We start from the raw sequence: 19,545 nt of genomic DNA on the forward strand, positions 1-19,545 counted from the left end.
TGGTCAATCTGCCTGGCGAGTCGCCATGTTGGTCGCCGCTCGCCCCTGCTACCCTAGCGGCCATCGATGCCAACGGCCGTTGCTCATGCTCACGCTCTACCACGCCCCTGACCTGGAAACCCTTGGCGAGCTGGCCACCACGCTGCTCGCGACGCCTGCACGCGATCCGTTCGCGCCGGCGCGGGTGGTGGTGCCGAGTCAGGGCATGGGCCGCTGGCTGACGTTGGAACTGGCGCGCAGTCAGGGCATCGCCATGCAGCTGGAGGTGCAGCTGCCGGCCAAATTTGTCTGGGACCTGTCGCGGTTGTGCCTGGGGCAGCTGCCGGAGCAGTCGGCCTTCAGCCCCAGCAGCTTGAGCTGGCGGCTGTATGACTGGCTGTGCGAGCCGGCCCATCTGGCCGAAGCGCCACGCCTGGCGCACTATCTCGCCGGCGGCGATGAGCGGCGTAGGCTGTCACTTGCCGTCAAGATCGCCGACGTACTCGACCAATACCTGCTGTATCGCGACGACTGGCTGGCCGCTTGGGAGCGCAACGAGCTGCTCGATCTCGGTCCGGACGAGGCCTGGCAGGCCCTGCTCTGGCGCGAGTTGACCAAGGACGGCCACCCGCACCGCGCGCGCCTGCTCGAAGACCTGTTGCGCCGCCTGTATGACGCCACGCCCATCGCCGGGTTGCCTGAACGTCTGCTGGTGTTCGGCATCAGCAGCCTGCCGCCGCACCATATGCGCGTGCTGGAGGGCCTGGCGCGGCACACCCAGGTAGTGATCTTCGCGCTTAACCCGTGCCGCGAAGCCTGGGGCGAGATTCGCGATATCCGTGAGCTGGCGCGCCAGCCCGAGGCCGGCCCCGAGGATTGGTACCTGGATGTCGGCCATCCGCTGCTGGCTAGCCTGGGCAAGCAGGGTCGCGACTTTTTCGACAGCCTGTTCAGCCTGGCCTCGGTCGAAGGCAGCCAGGAAACCGGCCTGTATTCCGAAGATGACGACCTGCACGACGCCAGCCTGTTGCAGGCGCTGCAGAACGACATCCTGCGCCTGCGCACCCGGCAACCCGATGAGCGCCTGGTTTTGCGCGAAGACGACCGCTCGCTGGAACTGCATATCGCCCACTCGCCGCTGCGCGAGGTGGAAATCCTGCATGACCAACTGCTCGCGCGCTTTGCCGCCGACCCCGCGCTGACCCCGGATCAGGTGGTGGTACTGACCCCGGATATCGAGCGTTACGCGCCCTATATCGAAGCCGTTTTCGCCCCGCGTGAAGGCGTGCCAAGGATTCCCTTTAGCCTGGCCGACCGCAGCCTGCGCGCGGAAATCCCGCTGATCGAGGCCTTCCTCAATCTGCTGGCGCTGCCGGAAAGCCGCTTTGCCGCCGAGGAAATCCTCACCGGGCTGGAGCAGCCGGCCATCGCCCGCCGCGCTGGGATCGAAGCCGAAGACCTGCCGCTGCTGCGCGACTGGCTGCGCGAGGCCGGCGTGCGCTGGGGCCGCGATGGCGCGCACCGCGAGCAACTGGGCCTGCCGGCGGATGCCGCGTTTACCTGGCGGCAAGGGCTGGACCGCCTGCTGCTGGGCTTCGCCGCACCGCCACAGCTGGCCGGCCTGGGCGCGCCGCTACTGGGCGACAGCTGGCCGCTGGATGCCCTGGAAGGCGGCCGTGCGCAGCTGCTCGGGCGCCTGGTCGCATTCGTCGAGCGCCTGGCCGCGCTGGCGCAGCAGCTGCAACGCGCGCGCAGCCTCAGCGAATGGGCCGAGAGCTTGCAGCAACTGATCGACAGCCTGTTCGACGAGCGCGAGGCCGGCGACACCCTGTTGCTTTTGTCCAAGGCCTGCGCGGCGCTCAAGGAACAGGGCGACGCCTCGGGTGTCGAGCGGCCGATCGAGCTGGCGCTGATCCGCCAGCAGCTGACTGCCGCCCTGGAGCAAGGCAGCGCCGCCTCCGGGTTCCTCACCGGCGCGGTGACCTTCTGCACCATGGTGCCGATGCGCAGCCTGCCGTTTCGCCTGGTCTGCCTGCTCGGACTGGACGACGGCGCATTGCCACGCCGTACCCCGGCCGCCGGCTTCGACCTGATCAGCCAGGCGCCGCGGCGTGGCGACCGCGCACGGCGGCTCGACGACCGCTACCTGCTGCTGGAAACCCTGCTCTCGGCGCGCAGCGGCCTGTACCTCAGCTATGTCGGCCGCGACCCGCGCAGCAACGCCGAACTGCCGCCCTCGGTGCTGGTCAGCGAGCTGCTGGATGTGGTCGATCTCACTGCGATCTGTGCGGCGGATGGCGAGAAAGCCAGCGCGCGAATTACCCAGCAGCATCCGCTGCAACCCTTCGCCCCCGGCAATTTCGCTGGCGGTCAGCAGGCCGGTTTCGCCGCGCCCTGGTTCCGCGCCGCCCAGCGCCTGAGCCAGGCCGCCGAGTCGCCAACGCCTTTTGCCAGCGTGCTGGCCGAGCCGGATCAGGACCGGCCGGGCGGCGCTCCGCTGACCCTCGAACCCAGCCAGTTGATCCACTGCTTCAAGCACCCGGCGCGCTACCTGCTGGAGCAGCGCCTCGGCCTGCGTCTGGCCGAGGGCGAGGAAGCCCTGGCCGGCGACGAGCCCTTCAGCGTCGAGTGGACCAGCCAGCACGGTCTGCGTCAGCTGGCACTGCACGCCATCGAGCGGGGCTGGAGTGAGCGCCAGGAGCGCGCGGTGGCTGCCGCTTCCGGCTGGCTGCCGGTGGGCGAGCTGGGCCAGGCGCACTGGGGGCAGATTCGCGGGCCGATCCGCGCCTTCGCCCCGACCCTGTTCGACGAGCGCCCGGATGACCCATCGCAGCCGCTGCTGGTGGATATCGAGCTGGCCGGCGTGCGCATTCACGGCTGGCTGGACGGGGTCAGCGCCAGCGGCCTGTTCGACTACCGCCTGCGTGATCTGGGAGCCTGGGAACTGGCGCCGTTCTGGCTGCGTCACCTGCTGCTCAACTGCGCCGCCACGCCCGGCATCAGCCGCGACAGCCGCCTGCTCTCGCCAAAAAGCGAATGGCGGCTGGGGCCGCTGGCGGGGCCCCTGGAGCTGCTCGAGCCCTGGCTGCATGCCTACAAAAGCGCGCTATGCGAACCCTTGCCGGTACTCGCCAAATGCAGCTATGGCTTCGCCAAAAAATGGCGCAAACCCGGGCGCAAGGAGCCGATTGATGCGGCGCGCAGCGAGGCGCGAGTGATGTGGCACGGCAACGACTACATGACCGGCGAAGGCCAGGACCCCTGGAACGCGCTGGCCTTCCGCGACCGCGAGCCGCTGGGCGAGCGCTTCGAAGCGCTGGCCGAACAACTCTACGGCCCGGCGCTGGATGCCCTGCAAGGCAGTGAAGAGGACGAGGCATGAGCAGCGCCAGCCTGGATTTGTTGCAGGACAGTTTCACCGGCCGCTCGCTGATCGAGGCCAGCGCCGGTACCGGTAAGACCTGGACGCTGACCGCGCTGTACGCGCGCCTGCTGCTGGAAAAGCAGCTGAATGTCAGCCAGATCCTGGTGGTGACCTTTACCACCGCGGCCACCGCCGAGCTGCGCGAGCGCATTCGCTTGCGGCTGGCCGAGCTGCTGGCGGTATATGACCAGGGCCCGGGCAGCGACGAGCTGCTCAATCGCCTGCACGCCCAGTACCCGGACGCGGCCAGCCATCGGCGCTTGCTGCTGGCGGTGCACGGTTTCGACGAGGCGGCGATCTTCACCATCCACGGTTTCTGCCAGCGCGCCTTGCAGGACGCCGCGTTCGAGGCCGGCGGCGATTTCGACAACGAGCTGACCCATGACGACCGCGAGATCCTCGACGCCCTGCTCGCCGACCTCTGGCGGCATGAGCTGGCCGCCGCCGAGCCGGAGTGGGCAGCGTTTCTGGTGCAGCACAAGCTGACCCCGCAGAGCCTGCGCCAGCGCCTGCGCAATCACCTGGGCAAACCCTATCTGCGTATCGAGCCGCAACCGGGGGTCAGCAGCGAGATGAGCGCATTGCGCGCCGCCTGGCAGCAGGCCCAGCGCCTCTGGCAGGGCGAAAGCGCCGGCTGGCTGGCGCAACTTAAGGCCTTCGACGGCTTTAAGAGCAATATGTGCAACCCGGCCAAGCTGGGTGTCTGGCAGGCCGAGCTGGATGGCTATTTCAGCGATGCAGCGGCGCTGTTCAGCAAGACCGAGGCGCATCGCCGGCTGTCCCGCGAGGGGCTGCTCAAGGCCAGCAAGAAGGATCAGGAAGCGCCGGCCAACCCGCTGGCGGCCGCCTTGCAGGAATTGTGCAACGCCCTGGACGCGGCGCAGCCGGAGGCCGAGCAGCGCCTGATCGATTTGCAGGTACGGCTGATCGGTCAGCTCAACGAGCAACTGCCGCAACGCAAGGCGGCGCAGCGCCTGCTGGCCTTCGATGACCTGCTCAACAAACTGCAACAGGCGCTCTACGGCGAGGGCGGCGAGCATCTGGCCGGCACCCTGCGCACGCAGTACCCGGTGGCGCTGATCGACGAGTTCCAAGACACCGACCCGGTGCAGTACCAGGTGTTTCACCGTATCTACGAGCGCGATGGGGACTTATGTTTTGTCGGCGACCCCAAGCAGGCGATCTATGCCTTTCGCGGCGCGGATTTGGCCACCTACCTCAAGGCCCGCGCCGAAGCCGCGCGCCAGTACAGCCTGGCCACCAACCATCGCTCCACGCCCGAGCTGATTGCCGCGCTCAACCAGCTGTTCAGGCGGCCCATGCCCTTTGCCGAGAAGGGCTTGGACTATCCGCAGGTCGGTGCCAGCCAGCGCGCGCGGCCACAGCTGGTGCTGCCGAGCGTCGAGGCGGAGACGGACGCGCCGCTGGCGCTGGTCTGGCTGGATGACGAGCATCTGGGCAAGGGCGAAGCGGGCGCGCTGGTGGCGCGCGATACGGCGCGGCGGATCGCTGCCGTGCTTAGCGCCAGCAGTCGTGGCGAAGCCTATTTCGAGCAGACCGGTGAACGCACGCCGCTGAAAGGTGGCGATATTGCCGTGCTGGTCGCCAGCCACCGCCAGGCCAGCGAAGTGGCCGCCGAACTGGCCACCCGTGGCGTGCCCAGCGTGCGCCGCGGCAAGGAAAACGTCTGGCATAGCGAAGAGGCCGGCGAGCTGGCCGCGGTGCTGGCCGCCTATGCCGAACCGGGCCGCGAAGGCGCGTTGCGCTATGCCCTGGCCAGCCGTTTGCTCGGGCGCAGCGCGGCGGATCTGGCGGCCTGCCAGGACAACGCCCAGGCCTGGGACGATGAGCGCGAAGCGGCCGAGCGCTACCACCAGCTGTGGCAGCAACAGGGCTTTATGCGCGCCTTCCGCGCCTGGCTGGATGAACAGAAAGTCGCCCAGCGTTTGCTGGCGCTGGTGGATGGCGAGCGTCGCCTGACCAACCTGCTGCACCTGGCCGAACTGCTGCAAACCGAGAGCCTGCAACGTCCGGGGCTGGAGCAATTGCTCAGCTGGTTCAATGCCCAGCGCAGCGCCGAGAGCCATGGCGAAGAGGCCCTGCTGCGACTGGAAAGCGATGCCGAACGGGTGCAGATCGTCACCATCCACACCTCCAAGGGCCTGGAATACCCGCTGGTGTTCTGCCCTTACCTGTGGGACGGCGCGCTGTTGCGCCAGAGCGAAGACATCACCTGCCACGCCGAGGACGGCACGCCGCTGCTCGATCTCGGTGGCGAGCAGTTCGATACGCACCGTGAGCGCGCTCGGCATGAGCGCTTCGCCGAGCGCCTGCGCCTGACCTACGTGGCCCTGACCCGCGCCCGTGATCGGCTGTGGCTGCACTGGGGGCCGGTGGACTGCAAGGCGAAGAAGGACGGCACCCTGAGCGAGAGCGGCCTGCACAGCAGCGCTCTGGCCTGGCTGCTGCACGGCCGTGAGCTGCCGGGCGACGATGCCCTGAGCGAGCTCGCCGGTCATCTGCAAGGCCTCAGCCCCCATGGCCTGCGCGTTGAAATCGAGCAGCTGGTCGGCCTCAGCCAGGGCCATATGGTTCTCCAGCCGCTGCGCGACAGCGAGGCCAGCGCCGCCGGCGAACAGCGTGCCCCGGCACCGCAGCAACTGTCCACTTTGCAACGCAGCCTGCACAGCGCCTGGCGCATCGGCAGCTTTTCGGGATTGGCGGCGGGCATGCATATGGAAGCGCCGGACCGCGACGGCCTGGTCATGCCCGCTGCCAGCGAGCCGGGCAGCGGCTTCTTCGCCTTCCCCCGTGGCGCGCGCGCCGGTACCTGCCTGCACGCGATTCTCGAAGACTGGGCGCGCGGCAAAGCGGCACTGGCCGAGTTGATCGAGCCGGCGCTAAGTGGCCACGGCATCAGTAGCGACTGGAGTGCGGTGGCGCTGAGCCAGCTGCAGCAGGTCATCGACACCGATCTGGATGGCCAGGGCCTGACGCTGGCCGGGCTTAATCCGACGCGGCGGCTGCCGGAACTGGGCTTTACCTTTCCGCTGGCCGGGCTGGATGTGCAGCGCCTGCGTGTGATCCTTAGCGACCCGATCCACGGCCTCGCCGCGCCGATGCGCGAAGCGGCGGCGCGCCTGGAATTCGACAGCCTCAAGGGCTTCCTCAAGGGCTTTATCGACCTGACCTTCGAGCATGACGGGCGCTGGTATATCGCCGACTACAAGTCCAACTGGCTCGGCCCGGACGCCAGCTACTACGGCGGCGAGCGTCTGCTGCAAGCCCTCGCGGCCGAGCATTACTACCTGCAATACCTGATCTACCTGGTGGCGCTGCGGCGCTTCCTGCGTCAGCGCCTGAGTGACTTCAGCAACGAACAGCTCGGCGGTGCTTACTACCTGTTTCTGCGCGGCATGCCGGAGGCCGGGGTGTACTTCTCGCGCCCGGCCGATAGCTTGCTGGATGCGCTGGATAGCCTGTTCGCGGAGGGGCACTGATGCTGCTACCCGTGCACGGCCAGCAATACCGTAGGGCGGACATGCCGAAGGCTTGTCCGCCATCGCGGTCGCAGGCTGCGCCATGTCCACCCTACAGACGCGCATTGTTTGCGGAGGGCAAATGACGGCTTTTGTCGGAGCGGGCCGCGCTCGCGAAAATTCGGCGGCGCAAGCGTATCGCGGGCATGGCCCGCTCCTAGCGGAGTATCGCCATGCTGCCTGATCTACCCCTCGGTCCGTTGGAACGTGCCCTGGTCGACAGTCTGCAACGTCTCGACCCGGCGGCCTCGCCAATGCTGCTGGCCTCGGCTGCCCTACTCTGCGTCGCACTGGAACAAGGCGATGTGTGCCTGCCTTTGGCACGCCTGGCCGGGCAGCGGCCCTGGCCGGACAGCCCATTCAGCTTGCCAGCCTTGGCCGACTGGCAGGCGCAACTCGACGCGTCGCCCTTGGTCGGCGGCGATGGCGACTTCGCCCCGCTGATCCTCGACCATGGCCGGCTCTATCTAGCGCGCTACCAGGCCTACGAACGCCAGTTGGCGACGCAGCTACTGCAACGGGCCGCCGATCTGCCTGTGGTCGATGAGGCGCAACTGAGCGAGAGCCTGAGCCGGCTGTTTGCGTTCAACTCTTTATCACAGGCGGGGCAGCAGCAACCTGACTGGCAGCGCCTGGCCGCCGCGCAAGCGGTGCGGCGCAAGCTGGCGGTGATCTCCGGCGGCCCCGGCACCGGCAAGACCACCACCGTGGTGCGCCTGCTCGCCGCCCTGCTGGAGCAACGGGGCGGCCATCCGTCCGGCGGCGCTTCTTTGGCCATCGGCCTGGCCGCCCCCACGGGTAAAGCGGCGGCGCGGATGGCCGAGGCGATCCGCCATGCCAAGGCCAACTTGCCGGTCAGCGAAGCAGTCAGGTCGGCGCTGCCGGACGAAGCGCGCACCCTGCACCGTCTGCTTGGCAGCCGTGGTGACAGCCCGCAGGTACGGCATCACGCGGCCAACCCGCTGGCGCTGGACGTGCTGGTGGTGGACGAAGCTTCGATGGTCGACCTGGCGCTGATGGCCAAGCTGGTCGATGCCCTGCCGGCCAGCGCGCGGCTGATTCTGCTCGGCGACAAGGACCAGCTGTGCGCCGTGGAAGCCGGCGCGGTGTTCGCTGAGCTCTGCGAGGGTCGCGGCTTCGATGCCCAGGCCGCGGCGGATCTGCAACGTATCACCGGCCAGCAGGTCGCCGTCGACACGCCGAGCTCTGCCCTTGGCGATGCCGTGGTGCTGCTGACTCACAGCCACCGCTTTGCCGGCGACAGCGGCATCGGCGAATTGGCGCGGCGGATCAATGGCGGCGATGTCGGCGGCACCCTCAATCTGCTCAAGGAAGACCGCAGCGATCTGGCCTGGAATGCCGCGCCGACCCCGGCCGATCTGCTGGAGCGGTTGGACCGTGGCTATGCGCCCTTTATTGCCGCCGCAAAAAGTGGTGATGCGGCTGCGACCTTCGCCGCGTTCAACGCCTTCCGCGGCCTGACCGCCCAGCGCGAAGGCGCCTGGGGCTTGGCGGGGATCAACGAAGCGCTGGAGGCGCGGATCAAACGCCGCAGCCAGGTCGCCAGCCGCGAACGCTGGTACGTCGGCCGGCCGATCATGGTGCGGCAGAACGATTACGCCCTCGGCCTGTTTAACGGCGATATCGGTATCTGCCTGCAAACTGAATACGGTCTGCGGGTCTTTTTTGAAGGTGAGGGGGCGGGCGAAGAAGCTTTCCGCCCCTTTGCCCCGGCGCGCCTGCCCAGCCACGACAGTGCCTTCGCCATGACCGTGCACAAGAGCCAGGGCTCGGAGTTCAGCGAAGTGCTGCTGGTGCTGCCCGAACAACCCAGCCCACTGCTGAGCCGCAGCCTGTTCTACACCGGCATCACCCGGGCCAAGCACAAGGTGGAGATCTGGGGCCTGCCGGCGCGCCTGGCCGATGCGGTGGCCACCCGCGCCGACCGCGCGGCGGGCTTGGCGGAACGGCTGGCGGTGGAGCCGTCGCTGCCGGACAACGCGGTCGCCGCGCAGGATCAGCTGAGCCTGTTCTGATGCGCGGCGCAGGGCCGTCCCTTCAAGACCGCGCCCAGCACGACTGTCTGTGGCAGGCGTTTTAGCTGCGCGCTTTCATCGTCTGGTCCAGGCTGCCGAGCGTGCAGGCGCTAAAGGACACGCCGCCAATCGGCCAACCCGTCCCGTGACTCTGTTGAACGCCGGTTGAGGCGTCGCTGTATTGCTATCGCTGCAACAAAAAAGCCCCTGGAAAATACCTTCCAGGGGCTTTGGTTCAACTGCTCAGCAGATAAGGCAAACGCCTGGCCAATCGGCCCCGCTGTTTATCCCGCTATCTGGCTTACTGCCCCGGAATATCCTTGCGCAGTTTTACCGGTTCGAGGTCGTCTTCCTCGGCGCGGCGGCGGGCGGTGCGCATGCGGATGTTGATCGCTTCGACCGCCAGCGAGAAGGCCATGGCGAAGTAGACGTAGCCTTTTGGCACATGCACTTCGAAGGCTTCGGCGATCAGCACGGTACCGACCACGATGAGGAACGACAGCGCCAGCATCTTCAAGCTCGGGTGCTTGTCGATAAAGTCGCTGATGGTTCCGGCGGCCAGCATCATCACCAGCACGGCGACGATGATCGCGGCGACCATGACCGGTACGTGGTCGACCATGCCGACGGCGGTGATCACCGAATCCAGCGAGAAGACGATATCGATGATGGCGATCTGGATGATGGTGCCGATGAAATGCTTGGCTGCGCCTGTGGGGGCCTGCGCGGTTTCATCTGCGCCTTCCAGGCCGTGGTAGATCTCGCTGCTGCTCTTCCACAGGAGGAACAGGCCGCCGAAGAACAGGATCAGGTCACGGCCGGAGATGCCCTGGCCGAACAATTCGAACAGGTCGGTGGTCAGGCGCATGATCCAGGTGATCGACAGCAGCAGGAGGATGCGCGTGACCATGGCCAGGCCCAGGCCGAATAGCCGCGTGCGCTTCTGTAGGTGTGGCGGCATGCGCCCGACCAGAATGGCGATCATGATGATGTTGTCGATGCCGAGGACGATCTCCAAGGCGGTCAGGGTCAAAAAGGCGACCCAGATTTCCGGGCTGGTCAGCCACTCCATGATGCAGTTTCCTCGCGTGTGCTCAATGTTGGTGATAACGCAATGAAGCCGGGCTGTGCCGGCTTCATGGGTAGGGTTTCAGGTCGCGGTGATCAAGGTGTGCCGAACAAGGGGAACACACCCAGTAACAATGCCGCGAGCAGGATACACAGGCAGATCAATACCGCCCACTTCAATGTGAAGCGCTGGTGGTCGCCGAATTCGATCTTGGCCAGGCCGACCAGCAGGTAAGTGGATGGCACCAGCGGGCTGAGCAGGTGCACCGGCTGGCCGACGATCGAGGCGCGGGCCATTTCCACCGGGGTGATGCCGTAATGCCCAGCGGCCTCGGTGAGCACCGGCAGCACGCCGTAGTAGAAGGCGTCGTTGGACATAAAGAAGGTGAACGGCATGCTCACCACTGCGGTGATCACCGCCATGTACGGGCCGAGTTCCGGTGGGATGATCGCCAGCAGGCTCTGCGACATGGCGTCGACCATGCCGGTGCCGGAGAGGATGCCGGTGAAGATGCCCGCGGCGAAAATCAGCCCGACCACCGCCAGGACGTTGCCGGCGTGCGCGGCGATGCGCTCCTTCTGCTGTTGCAGGCAGGGGTAGTTGATGACCATGGCGATGCTGAAGGCGATCATAAACAGCACCGGCAGCGGCAGCAGGCCGGCGATCAGCGTGGCCATCAGGGTCGCGGTCAGGGCGCCGTTGATCCACAGCAGTTTGGGGCGGCGCGCTTCCGGGTACTGTGAGACGCTGATCTCGGCGTGCTGTTCATGGTCGTCCGGCAGGTGCAGCACGCCGAGGCGCGCGCGCTCGCGTTTGCCATAGGCGTAGGCGAGGCCGAACAGGGCGATGCACCCGGCGATCATGGCCGGGATCATCGGCACGAAGATGTCCGATGGGTCGACATGCAAGGCGCTGGCGGCGCGGGCGGTCGGTCCGCCCCAGGGGGTCATGTTCATGATCCCGCCGGCGAGGATGATCAGCGCGGCCATGATCAGCGGGCTCATGCCCAGGCGGCTGTAGAGCGGCAGCATGGCGGCGACGCAGATCATGTAGGTGGTCGCGCCGTCGCCGTCGAGGGAGACGATCAACGCCAGTGCGGCGGTGCCCATCGAGACTTTCAGCGGGTCGCCTTTGACCAGCTTGAGGATCAGGCGCACGGCCGGGTCGAACAGGCCGGAGTCGATCATCAGGGCGAAATAGAGGATGGCAAACATCAGCATCACCCCGGTCGGGGCGAGCTTGCCGATGCCTTCGAGCATCATCGGGCCGATGCCGGCAGCGAAGCCGCCGATCAGGGCGAACACGATCGGCACGATGATCAGGGCGATCAGCGCGGACAGGCGCTTGCTCATGATCAGGTACATGAAGGTTATGACCATGGCGAAGCCAAGGAAGGTCAGCATAGCGGTATCTCCGGGGTGAGTGAGGCGCGGCGCGGGCGTGGGGTCAGCGCAGGGCGTTCAGCGGGCGGAGAACAGGCACGGCATGGCTGTGGCGGCGGGAAAAAAGCATGGCAATCACCATTTTGTTGTTGTCGGGATTGGCCGGGCGGCAGAACTGCGGTGCGCGCCCGAAACCGGCCGGTCTGATGCCGGCAGTGGGCGGATGCTAAGGGGTGAAGCTTTCAGCCAGCTTTCGGTCAGCCAGGGCCGGCCGTTGCGTGGCATCTTGCGACCGACGGTCGGTCCGCGCCGGACAGGCCGGCGTGATGGCGCTGGCGACGCTTAGGCGGGGCTACCTTGCAGGATAAACATCACACCGAGCAGCGTGGCGGCCGCGAGCAGGGTTTGCAGGGTGATGATGCCGGCCATCAACTGGCTGTCACCGCCCAGCTGGCGGGTCAGTACATAAGCGGTGGGCGCTGTGGGCAGGGCGAAAAACAGCACCAGCACGGTACTTTCCATCGCCGGCAGTTGCAGGCCATAGGCCACGGCCCAGGCCAGCAGCGGCATGGCCAGCAAACGCAGGAGGCTGTTCCAGGCCAAGGCCGGCACTTCGCCGCTGAGCTGTTCGGGTTTCAGCGCCGCGCCGACGCAGAGCAGGCCCAGCGGCAGGCTGGCGGCCGCGAGCAGGCTGAGCAGGCGGCCGCTGCCGCCGGGCAGGCCGAGGCCGCCGAGGTTGACCAGGGCACCGCCGAGGCAGGCGAGAATCAACGGGTTTTTCAGGATCGGCAGCAGCAGGCTGCGGGCACTGACCCCACGCTCGGCGGTCAGCGACCAAACCGACAGCACGTTCACCGTCGGCACCATCAGCGCCAGCATCAGCGCGGCCAGGGTCAGGCCATCCTGACCGAACAGGCTGCCCACCGCCGCCAGGCCCAGGTACGTGTTGAAGCGCAGAATGCCTTGGCTGAAGGCGCCGAAACGCCCGGCTGGCCAGCCGCGCACACGGCGCACCAGCAACAGCGCCAGCCAGGCGATGCCGAGGCCGAGCAGCACCGCCAAGGCCAGGCGCGGCAGGGCCGGGTTGTTCAGCGGCGCGGTGGCCAGGCTGCTGAACAGCAGGGCGGGGAACAGGATGAAGTAATTCAGGCGCTCGGCGCCCGGCCAGAAGGCCTCGTTGGGAAAGTCCCAGCGGCGCAGGTAATAACCGGCCACGATCAAGGCGAACAATGGCCACAAGGCCAGTAACAACTCCAGCACGGCAACCCCCGCCAACGGATAAGCGGTCATCTTGGTCAGCGCCACGCCGTGACGCAAGGGCGAGATCGGGATTAGGCTGATGGCTGCACCGGTCGGCGAGGACGCGTCATGCACGAGATACACCGGGGGCGCTGCCAGTGCGGCGCCCTACGCTACCAATTCCAGGCGCCGCTGCGTGACATCGCGCACTGCCACTGTTCGATCTGCCGGCGCAGCACCGGCGGCATCGTCACCACCTGGATCAGCGTGCCGCTGGCGAGCTTTCGCTGGCTGGCCGGCACGCCCCGCGAGTACGCGTCCTCGCCGAGCTGCACGCGCAGTTTCTGCCCCGTCTGCGGCGCGCACTTGACGCTGTTCACCAGCCTCAGCCCGCAGACCCTAGACGTGACCATCGCCACCCTTGAACACCCTGAACAGGCCCCGGCCGATCGGCATATCTGGATGCAGAATCGCTTGCCGTGGCTGCACCTCGATCCGCAGTTGCCGGAGGAAGAGCAGGAGCAAATCCCGTAGGGCGGAGAGGCCGAAGGCTCGTCCGCCGCCGTATCCGCGGCGCCAGTGTGCTGCCGCGGTATAACGGCACGCCTGGCCGGTAGCTCACCTGATCACGGCACACCGGATTCGCCTACGGCAGTTCTAGCCCGCCGCTGGCCTTGTGCAGTGTGCGCAGGTGTTCGCCCAGCTGCGCCAGGTTGGCTTCGTTGGCTTCCAGCTCGGCCAAGCGTTGCGGTTCCAGCAGATTGCGTACCTCTTGGTCGAGGTTGTCGCTGAGCTGGCGCAGCTGTTGCTGGCGGCTGCGGCTTGCGCTTTCCAGGCGTTGCCATTCGGCGCGTTGCGGCAGGCCGTAGCCGCCGTCCAGCAGCTCGGCCGGGCGACTGAGAAAGCCGCTGTTGGCGAGGATCTGCTCCAGGGCGCCACCGGCTTTATCCAAGCTCGGATCTTTGGCGGCGCGGCCGGTCAGGTAGCGCTGCTTGAGTTCATCCTGGGCCAGCAGCAATTGCCGGCGCAGCGCCGCCTGCTCCAAGAGCAGGAGCGCGGCGCTGGCGCGCAGGTCGGCTTGGGCGAACCACGGGCGGCGGGCGCTGGAGGGTTGCGCGAGCCAGTCTTCGACGTTGTCCTGGCTGATCGGTAGACGCTGTTGCAACACCGTGAACATGGCCTGGTAACGGTCGCGGAAAGAGTCGAAGCGGTAGCCCAGGCGCAACGCTTCGCGCGGATCAAGCAGCACGCTGCGGTCGGCCAGGTCGCGCGCCACCAGGGTGTCGAGCAGGCCGTTGGGCATGATGCTGTCGAGGGCCTGCAAGCGCGGATGCTGGCTGCCGCTGCGCAGCAACTTGAGGGTCTCGACCGCACAGTTGTTGGAAATGAAGTAGTAGTCGCCGTCGTAGCTCCAGTGCTGCTCGGCGGCGCGGGTGACCAATTGCTCCAGTTGCGCGCGCTCAAGTTTCAGCGGCACCGAGGCCAGGCTGCGCAGCTCGACCTTGGTGTATTCCTCGATCACCTGCTCCAGCGGTAGCACGAACAGTCGCGAGGGGTAAGCACCGGTCAGGCCATCCCAGCTGGACAGCTGCAGATCGCCGACAAACGCGCGGTAGGACAGCACCAGGTGGTGATCGAGGTCCAACCGGCAATCCGCGCCGCGTGGCCGCCCCGGTGCGCAGATCACCAGGCGCAGCATGCTGTGCCCCCAGCGGCTGGCCCAGGCCTGGTTGGCCTCGGCCAGCAGGTAATCGACCTGGTAGACCCGCTCCAGGTCGAGGGCGCCGAGCGGTTGACGGGCGAAATCACGCCCGGCGTTCAGGTAGGCGTAACTGTCGGCGCAAGGCTGCTGATTGGCCGGCACCCAGCCCGACGTGGCGTTGCCGAAATGTGCTTGCAAGTAGCCGGCGAGCGAGGGGCGCCGGCACGCGTAGCTGGGGTCGAGCAGGAAATACTCCATGTTCACCGCGACGAACTCGCGCGGGTTGCTCAGTTCGTAGGCATCCGGGCTGCGCGCCACCTGGCCGTTCTCGTGCTCGCGTTCGCCGCGTCGACCGACCTGCTGTGGCCAGCCGGCCAAGTCGAGTAGGCGCGGGTCGTCGCTCAGCGTGAATCGCCTGGCCGTCTGCCCGCGACACGCGTCGGGCAGGCCGACGGGACCGAGGCTGTCGAGCCGCTGCCGGCACCGCAACAGGCGCTGCTTGTCGGCTGTCGACCAGAGCTGGGCACGGTCATACAGATGCGTCAGTTCATGGATCACGGTAGCCAGCAGCTCGCGCCGCACGGTGCCATGCGGGCGCTGGGTGGTGGCGCTGGCGGCACTGCCATCGCTCAACGCCGGCAATAGCGCGGCATTCAACTCGATACCGCTGAAACGCCCGGCGCGCCCATACACCTCAGCCGGCATCTGCCGCCAGCGCACTTTGATGCGACGGTCCAGTTGTTGGCGGAACAAGGGGGGTAAGGCGGCGAGCGCTTCACTCAACAACGCTTGACTGGCGTGCCGTTCGTCACTGTTGAGGGCGTCGGTATCCAGTGCCAGGCGCAACCCGGCATGCCCGCTGGTGCTGGCGAACAGAGCCAGCGCCAGCAGCCCGGCACGCGTTAAGCTCACAGTGCGAGGATGGCTTCGGCCAGTACCAGATCAGAGGCGTTGTGTGCTTCAGGCACCTGGGCGCGGATGCTGCCTAGCGCGGCTTCCAGTTGAACCCCGCGGATCGCGCCTTGGCTGGCAACGAAACTGGCGGCGTCGTCACGTGCGGCGAGGACGATTTTGGAGTCGCGGATCGAGGTGGTGGTATCCGAGGTGAAGTCGAGGGTACGGTCTACTGCGCGGATAATGATGTTACTGGTGGCAACCAATGTTTGTGCCTGGACGCTGCCAGCGAACAGCGCAAAAAAAGCAACAGCAGTGAGCAAAGGACGCTGCATGGCAATCTCCGGTAAACGACATGATGGCTCTTTCGACGCATATGGTCTGCGTCAGTTCCGTGCGCAGCATGCCACACAACCAGCGGCGTGCCGCGCAGCAGGCGAAATAGGAGTGTACGAGTCATGCCGGGCTGAGCCGCTACTGCCCGCGACGGTACACCACTGCCACGATCTGGCCGTGGCAGTCTCGGGGGTTAGAGGCTGAGAATCGCCTGCGCCAGTTGCAGGTCGTTGGCCGCCAGGCTCGGTGCCTGTTGGCGAATATGCTCTAACGCCGCCTCCAGTTGCACGCCACGGATAGCACCCTGGCTGGCGACGAAGCTCGCCGCATCGTCGCGCGCGGCGAGTACGATCTTGTCATCACGCAGCGACGAGCTGACATCGGACGTGGCTTCGCTGGTGGCCGCCACACCGCCGACGATGGCATCGGTGGTGACCACGAAACTGGTGGCCGACGCGCTGGTGGCCAGAGTCAGCAGGGCGGCCGCACTGAAAAGACGGAAAGCAGTCATGATCAAACTCCTTACAGACGAGAACGGCGCAGCAGAGGGGTTGCTGCGTAGACGGTAAGCCTAGCGCAAGCCCGCTAGCAGGGGCCAGTTGCCGGGCGTTATGGTGTGACCGTGCGGATGTTGTTTGGTTGTGTCGGGGGCAGTGATAGGGATCGGATAAGATGCTATTTTGAGCGCAGATCAGAGGCGGAACTTTGTGTAAGATGCGGCCATTATCTGAGTATTGAAGCTATTTACCTTAGTTCGATGGCTTTTTGCAGGCCGCACGGTTTGCTCCGCTAGCTGGGTCGGCTACGACGAAGCTGACTTCTCTTGGTGTAGACACTAATAACAATTAACTGTGCAGCTGGGGCATGTTCGCCCGGCGATGAGAGGAGTTGTTTTCGCGACATGATCATCCTCGTGGGATCGAAAATCGATCAAGCCAGTATCCAGGGTTCCCTCGGTAAACCAGAATACAGTTACTTTTTCCTGATGAAAGACTTCCTCCCGGCGCTCGAACGCCTGGGGCGTGTGCTGTTGGTAAAAAGCACCGAGGAAATCGACAGGCTGTATGAGCAGCACCGCGCGGCCGGTGAAGAGGTGGTGTTCTTCAGTTTCAGTCCGCCCCATCAGGCCCCGCTGGGACTGAGTTGTCCGACCGTTGTGGTTTTTGCCTGGGAGTTCGATAGCCTGCCGTCCGTCGCTTGGGATGGTAATCCGCAGAACGATTGGCGCTATGCCTTGGCAAACCTGCAGGGGGCCATTTGCACCAGCCGAGAAACCGCCGGGTTGGTCGAGCACGCGATGCCTGATGGGTTTCCAGTTATTGCCTTGCCTGCGCCGGTCTGGGATCGCTATGCCTATCTTGGGTCGCCTGACGGGTTGCCGATCGAGCTTGGCGAGCGCGAATTTCCATTCGCCGGTATCGTCATCGACAGCCCCACCTTGGGGTTGTCCGCCGATGGTTTGGTGCGCAAACCAGAGCCTGTGGTAGAACCGCCCGAGCCCGAAATTGAAAGATTGCTTCTGTCGGGTGCTCCACGCCATTTGATCTGGCCATTGAGCAAGGCCCTGTTCAAAGGTTGGTGGCGCGAGATGCGTCAGCCACTGGGTCCCCTGCTCAACGCGCCCCTTCCGGTTGAAGCCGTTGCACCACAAGACCCGGCGGCTGCACCCAAGCCGCAGTTGTTGAGTGTCAGTGGCGTGGTCTACACCACGGTGCTGAACCCGGCCGATGGGCGCAAGAACTGGGTCGATCTGGTCACCGCCTTCTGCTGGGCGTTCAAATACACCGAGAACGCCACCCTGCTGCTAAAAATGACCCACCACGATCTTGAACATTACCGGATCGTGCTGATGACACTGCTGTCTCGTCTGGCACCGTTTCGCTGTCGCGTGCTGGTGCTACATGGATTTCTCGAGGACACGCAGTACCGGGAATTTATTCGGGCGAGCACCTATTACGTCAATGCATCCTCTTGCGAGGGTTTATGCCTGCCCCTGATGGAGTTTCTCTCCAGCGCCAAGCCGGTGATAGCCCCCAAACACACCGCCATGGCGGATTATCTGAACGATCAACTGGCCTTCGTACTCCAAACTTCCTTGGAGCCGACCTGCTGGCCCCATGACCCGACCGGCATGATGTTTACCCACAAGCATCGACTCAATTGGCAATCCCTCGTTGAGGCCTTTCGCGACAGTCACCAGGTCGCGTTAAGCGACCCAGCCCGTTACCAAGCTATGTCGCGCAGCGCTTATCAGCAGATGCAACACTTCGCCGCAGTCGAGTCAGTTAGCGAACCGCTGATGCGCTTTCTCGACGAGGTGTTATTGAGTGCTTCAAAACCATCCCAGGACCTGCGGATCGACAGGAGCCTGGCCGAATGAAGATTCTCGTTTATTCCCAAGTCAATGCTGCCAATATTGCATCCAGCCTAGGCCTACCGGAGTACAGCTATTACTTCGTACTGCGCGATTTTCTCCCCGCGCTGCGGCGTCTAGGTGATGTAGAGATCATCGAGACACCTGAATTGCAGGTTGATCGTCTCTACGATCAGGCCTGCGCCGCCGGTGAGCGTTGTGTGTTCCTATCATTTACGCCGCCGCACAAGACCCCGCTCACCCTACGCTGCCCAACTGTTTCCGTTTTCGCTTGGGAGTTCGACAGCATTCCCAACGAACCTTGGCTTGATGAGCTGAACCAGGATTGGCGTTATGTACTGAGCAAGTGCGGTCTTGGCATTACGCACTCGGAGCTTACGGTGCAGGCGGTCAAAACCGAACTGGGTAAAAATTTTCCGATCATCAGCGTTCCCTCGCCGGTCTGGGACAAATACCAAGGGTTGCGCGAGCAATCCTCGGCGCTGCCATTGGTTTGCCCGTTGCGGATCGAGGTACGTTCCGGGGTCGTGTTGGACACCCACGATGTCGCCTTAGAGCCTTACATGCCTGGTCTCGATGCGGTGGCCAATGCGGTGAAAGCTGCCCGCGCCCAAGAGCGGCCCGCAAGCTCAACTGGAGGCACCAGCGACGCTCTGCTGATCCAGCCCTTCCGTCAGCAGTCAAGGCTAAGGGTCAGTCGTCGCTATCTCGGTGAATGGTATCTGCGCTGTGTGCGCGACCGACTATTGCCCTCACCTCGCCCGGCAACTGCAACAGCTTTGACGCTAGTGAGCGAAGACAAGACTAAACACCTTGAACCATGCAATACCGTGGAGCCCAAGCTACTGCCTAAATCCGGCCTAACACCGCAGACACAGGAATGGGACTTGGCTCCTTGCAGCTTCGAACTATCGGGGGTGGTTTTCACTGCATTGTTCAACCCGTACGACGGCCGTAAGAATTGGGTCGACATGCTCACCGCCTTCTGTGCGGCATTTAAGGACACCCCAGACGCCACGCTGTTGTTCAAACTCGGCCACCACGAATACCAGTCAGCCCTAAACGACATGTTGATGTGTATGGCGCGTATGCCGGCCTTCCGCTGCCGGGTGGTGCTGCTGCAAGGCTTTTTGGAAGGCCCCGAGTTCGACAGCCTGATCCGCGCTAGCGCTTTCGTGATCAATGCCTCCCATGGCGAGGGCCAGTGCCTGCCGCTGATGGAGTTTCTGTCCTGCGGCAAACCGGCAATCGCCCCGCAACACTCGGCGATGCGCGACTATATCGACGAGGACGTGGCCTTTATCGTCGACAGCTGGCTGGATGCCTCCGCCTGGTCTCACGACCCACGCTTGGCTTACCGCACCTGTCGTCACCAGATCGACTGGGCTTCGCTGGTCAAGGCATACAGCGACGCCTATGCCTGTATGACGGATGACCCTGAACGCTACGCGCGGATGTCGGCAGCAGCCGTCGAGCGCATGCGCGGGCACTGTTCTGTGGAGATTGCCAGCGAGCGTCTGCGCACTTTTCTGAATATTGACGAGGCCTCAAGCCGATGAACCCACTCGACC

The 19,545-nt window shown here is 65.2% G+C and carries 12 protein-coding genes; 6 read left to right on the top strand and 6 right to left on the bottom strand.

The window, feature by feature from the left end:
* Positions 1 to 85: 85 nt before the first annotated feature.
* From recC to recD, 3 genes are all read left to right on the top strand, one after another.
* Positions 86 to 3,361 (top strand): exodeoxyribonuclease V subunit gamma, encoded by a 3,276-nt coding sequence (recC, locus tag B3M58_RS19595; RefSeq protein ID WP_296221652.1) that lies wholly within the window; start codon positions 86 to 88, stop codon positions 3,359 to 3,361.
* On the top strand, positions 3,358 to 6,903 hold the full coding sequence (gene recB / locus B3M58_RS19600; protein WP_296221654.1) for an exodeoxyribonuclease V subunit beta: 3,546 nt from the start codon (positions 3,358 to 3,360) through the stop codon (positions 6,901 to 6,903). Before recC ends, recB begins: the two co-directional genes overlap by 4 nt.
* 212 nt (positions 6,904 to 7,115) lie before the next feature.
* Positions 7,116 to 8,978 carry an exodeoxyribonuclease V subunit alpha gene (gene recD, locus B3M58_RS19605; protein ID WP_296221656.1) on the top strand — a complete coding sequence of 621 codons (1,863 nt, stop codon included), beginning with the start codon at positions 7,116 to 7,118 and terminating at the stop codon, positions 8,976 to 8,978.
* A 301-nt stretch (positions 8,979 to 9,279) separates the two neighbouring features.
* Here recD and B3M58_RS19610 read toward each other — a convergent pair whose 3' ends face one another.
* The 3 genes from B3M58_RS19610 to B3M58_RS19620 all read right to left on the bottom strand — a co-directional run bounded on the left by B3M58_RS19610 (position 9,280) and on the right by B3M58_RS19620 (position 12,719).
* Positions 9,280 to 10,050 (bottom strand): TerC family protein, encoded by a 771-nt coding sequence (locus B3M58_RS19610; protein ID WP_296221658.1) that lies wholly within the window; start codon positions 10,048 to 10,050, stop codon positions 9,280 to 9,282.
* A gap of 92 nt (positions 10,051 to 10,142) precedes the next feature.
* Entirely contained in the window at positions 10,143 to 11,450 is a 1,308-nt protein-coding gene (locus B3M58_RS19615) for a CitMHS family transporter (RefSeq protein ID WP_296221660.1), read from the bottom strand.
* 321 nt (positions 11,451 to 11,771) lie between these two features.
* Positions 11,772 to 12,719 carry an AEC family transporter gene (locus B3M58_RS19620; RefSeq protein WP_296221704.1) on the bottom strand — a complete coding sequence of 316 codons (948 nt, stop codon included), beginning with the start codon at positions 12,717 to 12,719 and terminating at the stop codon, positions 11,772 to 11,774.
* 78 nt (positions 12,720 to 12,797) lie between these two features.
* Between B3M58_RS19620 and B3M58_RS19625 the strand changes: the two genes are divergently transcribed.
* The gene (locus B3M58_RS19625) at positions 12,798 to 13,202 is read left to right on the top strand and encodes a GFA family protein (protein WP_296221662.1); all 405 of its coding nucleotides are present in this window, start codon (positions 12,798 to 12,800) and stop codon (positions 13,200 to 13,202) included.
* 112 nt (positions 13,203 to 13,314) lie between these two features.
* Here B3M58_RS19625 and B3M58_RS19630 read toward each other — a convergent pair whose 3' ends face one another.
* From B3M58_RS19630 to B3M58_RS19640, 3 genes are all read right to left on the bottom strand, one after another.
* On the bottom strand, positions 13,315 to 15,282 hold the full coding sequence (locus tag B3M58_RS19630; RefSeq protein WP_296221664.1) for a DUF4105 domain-containing protein: 1,968 nt from the start codon (positions 15,280 to 15,282) through the stop codon (positions 13,315 to 13,317).
* Positions 15,279 to 15,599, bottom strand: coding sequence for a DUF2388 domain-containing protein (locus B3M58_RS19635; protein WP_296221666.1), 321 nt, complete (start codon positions 15,597 to 15,599; stop codon positions 15,279 to 15,281). Before B3M58_RS19635 ends, B3M58_RS19630 begins: the two co-directional genes overlap by 4 nt.
* Before the next feature lie 194 nt (positions 15,600 to 15,793).
* Positions 15,794 to 16,111 carry a DUF2388 domain-containing protein gene (locus tag B3M58_RS19640; protein WP_296221669.1) on the bottom strand — a complete coding sequence of 106 codons (318 nt, stop codon included), beginning with the start codon at positions 16,109 to 16,111 and terminating at the stop codon, positions 15,794 to 15,796.
* Between the two features lie 390 nt (positions 16,112 to 16,501).
* Between B3M58_RS19640 and B3M58_RS19645 the strand changes: the two genes are divergently transcribed.
* Both B3M58_RS19645 and B3M58_RS19650 read left to right on the top strand, forming a co-directional pair.
* Positions 16,502 to 17,980, top strand: a complete 1,479-nt coding sequence (locus tag B3M58_RS19645; protein ID WP_296221670.1) for a glycosyltransferase — start codon at positions 16,502 to 16,504, stop codon at positions 17,978 to 17,980.
* A complete protein-coding gene (locus B3M58_RS19650; RefSeq protein WP_296221672.1) occupies positions 17,977 to 19,533 on the top strand; it encodes a glycosyltransferase in 1,557 nt (518 codons plus the stop codon). Before B3M58_RS19645 ends, B3M58_RS19650 begins: the two co-directional genes overlap by 4 nt.
* The last annotated feature ends 12 nt before the right edge of the window (positions 19,534 to 19,545 follow it).

Source organism: Pseudomonas sp. UBA2684, assembly GCA_002354655.1.
GTDB lineage: Bacteria > Pseudomonadota > Gammaproteobacteria > Pseudomonadales > Pseudomonadaceae > Aquipseudomonas.